This is a genomic window from Methyloversatilis sp., assembly GCF_030698125.1.
GTDB lineage: Bacteria > Pseudomonadota > Gammaproteobacteria > Burkholderiales > Rhodocyclaceae > Methyloversatilis.
Window position 1 is genome coordinate 1 of record NZ_JAUYNV010000039.1, and the last position, 4639, is coordinate 4639.

At 64.6% G+C, this 4639-nt stretch carries 3 protein-coding genes; 1 reads left to right on the forward strand and 2 read right to left on the reverse strand.

Going from position 1 to position 4639, the window contains the following annotated elements; all coding sequences use genetic code 11:
• Positions 1–164: 164 nt before the first annotated feature.
• Both Q8Q80_RS14555 and Q8Q80_RS14560 read right to left on the reverse strand, forming a co-directional pair.
• Positions 165–2714, reverse strand: a complete 2550-nt coding sequence (locus Q8Q80_RS14555) for an ATP-binding protein (protein WP_305633602.1) — start codon at positions 2712–2714, stop codon at positions 165–167.
• Positions 2715–2958: 244 nt separating this feature from the next.
• Entirely contained in the window at positions 2959–3357 is a 399-nt protein-coding gene (locus tag Q8Q80_RS14560) for a DUF423 domain-containing protein (protein WP_371132772.1), read from the reverse strand.
• Positions 3358–3878: 521 nt separating this feature from the next.
• Between Q8Q80_RS14560 and Q8Q80_RS14565 the strand changes: the two genes are divergently transcribed.
• Complete coding sequence (locus Q8Q80_RS14565) at positions 3879–4427, forward strand: PEPxxWA-CTERM sorting domain-containing protein (RefSeq protein ID WP_305633603.1); 549 nt, start codon at positions 3879–3881, stop codon at positions 4425–4427.
• Positions 4428–4639: the final 212 nt, after the last annotated feature.

Genomic DNA, 4639 nt, shown 5'->3' on the forward strand with positions numbered 1-4639 from the left:
AGCCTGCCCTGCAGGCGATCCGGTCTCAACGCACGCGACGTCAAGCGATCAACGTGCGCATCGCGGACGGGGTCCGCTCCTACGAAAAACGCCGCCAGTTGTGAAGTCTTCGCGGTTTTCGTAGGAGCCTGCCCCGCAGGCGATCCCGGTCTACAGGTAAAAAATCAACGATCCGCCGGTGCGCGGATGACCGGCAGATACGGCAACCTGAACTCGGCCGTGGTACCGACGTCAGGCGCGCTGCGCACTTCGATGTGGCCGCGCATCAGCTCGGCCATGCGCTTGCAGATCGCCAGCCCCAGACCGCTGCCGCCGAAACGCCGGGTGGTCGAGCCGTCACCCTGCTGGAATGGATTGAACAGCTGATCGAGTTGCGACGCGGTCATGCCGATGCCGGTATCCGTCACCACGAAGGACAGTTTTCCGTCGATCAACGACGCCGACAGCTGGACGCTGCCGCGCTCGGTGTACTTGACCGCATTCGACAGCAGATTGAACAGCACCTGCCCGATGCGCATCGGGTCGCCGAGGCAGGTGTCGGGCAGGTCGGCCGCCCGTTCGACCCGCAGCTCGAGCCCCTTTGCCCGAGCGAGGACCTGCACCAGATCAACCGCTTGTTCGATGACCTCCCGCAGATCGACCGACGTCTGTTCCATCACCATCTTGCCGGCCTCGATCTTCGAAAAGTCGAGCACATCCTCGATGACACCGAGCAGCCGGATACCCGAGGTCTGGATCTTTTCGAATGCCTCGCGCGCCTTGTCGCTGTTGCGATGGTTGCGCAGGCCGATTTCGGCAAAACCAAGCACGCCGTTGAGTGGCGTGCGGAGTTCATGGCTCATGTTGGCGAGGAATTCGCTGCGCATGCGCGCCAGTTGCTCGACGGCCGCCAGTGCGCGCTCGCCGGCCCGCGCCGCGGCGTACTGCGCGCTCATGTCCACGAAGCTGATGACGGCGCCAGTGATGTTGCCGCGCTGCACGATGGGGTGCACCTCATACATGACCGGAATGGCATGACCATCAGCGTGCCAATACACTTCGTCGTCAACACGCAGTTTTCGTCCCGACACCAGCGCGCTGTGACTCGGGCATTCTTTCAGCGGGTACGACGAGCCGTCGGGTCGGCTGTGGTGGAACAGCTCATGCCCCGAGGTACCGATCAACTTCCCGGCCGGGTAACCCAGCATGCTGCAGGCAGCCGGATTGACGAAGGTGATGATGCCCTGCGTATCCACGCCGAACAGGCCGGCCGCGCTCGACTGCACGATGTGCATGGCGCGTGCCTCGGTGTCGATCAGCTCGGCGGTCCGTTGCGCGACCAGATCTTCAAGCTTGCGCCGATGCTGTTCGAGCTCGATTTCGCCGCGCTTGCGTTCGCTGATGTCACGCCCCACCTCGACCATGGCGCGTCGTTGCTGTGCGTCGTCAAACAGCGGCACACGGATTACCTCATGCCAGGTCGGCTGGCCGTCGGCGTCGGCGCCGTGTTCTTCGGTGCGCAACGGTCCGCCGGCGGACCACGCCGCGTCCTCGTACGCACGCACCTCAGCCAACCGGTCGGCCAGCGCCGGGTGCCGGGCGAGCAGTTCCGCATCGGTGTGCCCCTGCCAGTCATCGCCCTCGAGACCGAAACTTTTCAGGCAGACGCTGTTGGCCATCAGCCAGCGGCCGTTGGCATCCTTGAAGCGGATCGAATCGGGCACCACTTCGATCAGGGTCTGCAGTTGCGACTTTCGCTCGGCGAGCGCCCGGCTGCTGCGTTCCGCATCGCCGATCTGACGCAGCAGGCCGCCGCCGAGCAGCGCCGACAGCAGCGCAAAACCGCTCGCCATGCTGACGATGATCCAGGTTTCAACGCGCCACGATGCAAGGTAATCATCGCTCGCGGTGGCGGCCACCACCACCATCGGTACGCTTTCCATGCGCCGCAAGGTCGCAATGCGTGCGTAACCGTCGGCGCCGACCGGTGTGTAGTAGGTCTTGACGCCCGCGCCTTGGTCGTAAAGTTGCATCATTTCGGGCGATACACCACGATTCCCGATCTGGCCGGCCGGCGTATCCGGTATCGATGGCTGGCGGGCGATCAGGCCGAGCTCGGCATCACGCAATATCAGCGAACCATGAGGCCCGAGGTCATAGCGGCTCATCACCTGAGCGAAATGATCGACTGCAATGAAGGTTGCGATCACGCCGGCAAAGCGACCGTCCGGGTAGTTGTAGCGCAGGGTGAAAGCCACGATGTATTTTTGTGCAACGCGGCCGACGATCGGTTTCGACACCTGTATCGCGTCGTCGGCCTGTTCGCGGTGGCGCGCGAAATAGTCGCGGTCAGCCCAGCTGGCGCGCACGCCATCGCTGCCCCCTCTGCCCAGAATGACCACACCGTCGGCGTCAGCCACGCGAAACGCGTCCAGCTCGGGCAGGCGCCCGGCATGGCGATCGAGCATTTCGTTCATCCGCGGTGCGTCGATGATGCCGTGGCCCAGCTCGCGCTCGAGTTCGTCAGCCACGACGCGCAGCGCAAATTCAATCTTGCCGATACTGTTCGTCAGCGTCTGGTCGAGCGCAATCGCGACGTTCTGGGTCAGCGTTTCCGCTTCCAGTTCGTGCTGCCTGCGACTTTGCAGCACCGAGTGCGCGGACAACACAAGCACCAGTACATTGAACACGACCAGTGCGCCGATCAGCCAGAGGCGCAGGGCACGTGACGGCATACCGGGATTGAGCGCGATGCCGCTCACCCTTCAATCTTTCGATGCCGAACCGCGGGACTCGTCCAGCCAACGGAACCACCGCGCTGCAAGCCGGGTATAGACCAGTCGGTAGGCCGCACCACACCAGAACCGGGAAGTTGTCACCGGCGCGAAGAATACGCCGTTGTGCATAGATTGGCACATCGACTGCAGGGTCATCCGCGGCACCGTACCGCCCGGCTGCACCGCGGACGTCCCGGCCGATTCAGCGTCGCCAGACGGCCCAGGCCAGCGTGAGCCAGCCGCCGATGAATGCGAGCCCGCCCAGCGGCGTCACTGCGCCGAGGCCGCGCAGGCCGGTCAGCGCAAGCGCGTACAGGCTGCCGCTGAACAACAGCAGGCCCAGCACCATCAGCCAGCCGGCAGCGCGCAGCGCACGGCTTTCCGGCCGGAACTGCGTCAGCACGCCGATGAGGCCCAGCGCCAGCGCATGCCAGAAGTGGTACTGCACGGCGGTCTGCCAGACGACCAGCAGATCGGGCGTCAGCCTGGCCTTCAGCGCATGCGCGCCGAAGGCGCCGGTCATGACGGCCAGTGCGCCGGCCAGCGAAGCCAGCGTCAGCAGGCGCCGCGCAGCGGGATTCAGGTCGGATTGCGTATACATATATGCAGAAAGGGTGGAAAAAGTGCTTTTCCGGGAGGGCGCAGGTGAAACGGCTCATCGCGTCTTGCGGAACACCATCACATGCTGCCACGGCAGACTGGTTTCGGTGCGCATTCATTCCGCACCTGGCCAGGAGCGCCATCAACAGCAGATCGGTGCGCTCTTCCTGTGCCCGCTCGCTGCGCTCGAGCCCGCCCGCGCACGCTGTGAGCGGCGTCCCCGCCGCGATCAGTGCCTTGATGGCCACATTGCAGCGTGCGTATCGCGGCGAGGACGCCGCACAGGGGCCGCTCCCGCTGGATGTCGCAATCGAGCCGGGTGCAAGACGGCATGGTGCGCTGACACGCAGCCGCAGCGCGGCGGCTGCGCTTTGTAGACTGTCGACGCCTTTTACACTGATCCCATGCGCCGACCAGCCTGCGCGGCGCATCGCCCCGTGCGGCAAGGGCTCTCAGGGGATGGCGAACTTTGGCACGCCAAGTGCTTGTGCTTGTCCAGTCGCCTCAACCCGGAGCCTACCCATGCCTATCCGCCACCTGCTTGTCGCCAGTGCTACGGCCCTCGCGCTGACCACCTCCCCCGTTCACGCCGAACTGCTGTCCGGCGATACCGGACCGGTCGAGGAACCGATGCTGATCTACATCGGCATGGACAGCTTCAACTTCGAATTCGGGTGGAGCGTGAACACCTTTGATCGCGCCTACCTGTACGGCAGCGGAAACGAGATTGCCGTGGCGCCCGGCGTCAGTGCGGTCGAGCAGATCGGTGATGCCTCGCTGCTCAGCTTCACCACACTCTTTGTCGGCCCGTTGTGCGACGCCGCGTGCGCCACCAATGGCGTCGGCGACTTCATCGTGCTGCGGCGCAACGGCGCCTATGGCGCATTTCGCATCGATGACGTCGTGTACGACGGCTTCGACCCGACCGTCGGCACGCTGAGCGGCACCTGGTGGATACCGCTCGACGGCACATCGCAGTTCGCCCCTGCAGTACCTGAACCCGCCAGCTGGGCGATGCTGCTGGGCGGCATCGCCCTGATCGGTGCCGCAGTACGTCGCCGGGCGTCCTGAAGCAATACATCCCGACCGACCAACCGGCGAAAGTCCGTGAGAGCGGACCCCGTGGGAGCGGACCACGTCCGCAATGCGTGCGTCGTTCATGCACCGCCACGCTCGAAGATGGAAATCGCCTGCATGGCCAGCCGTGGGACGGCTCCTACGAAAACCATCAAACGTTCAAAGCCCCGGCGATGTTTTTCGTAGGAGCGGACCCTGTCCGCGAT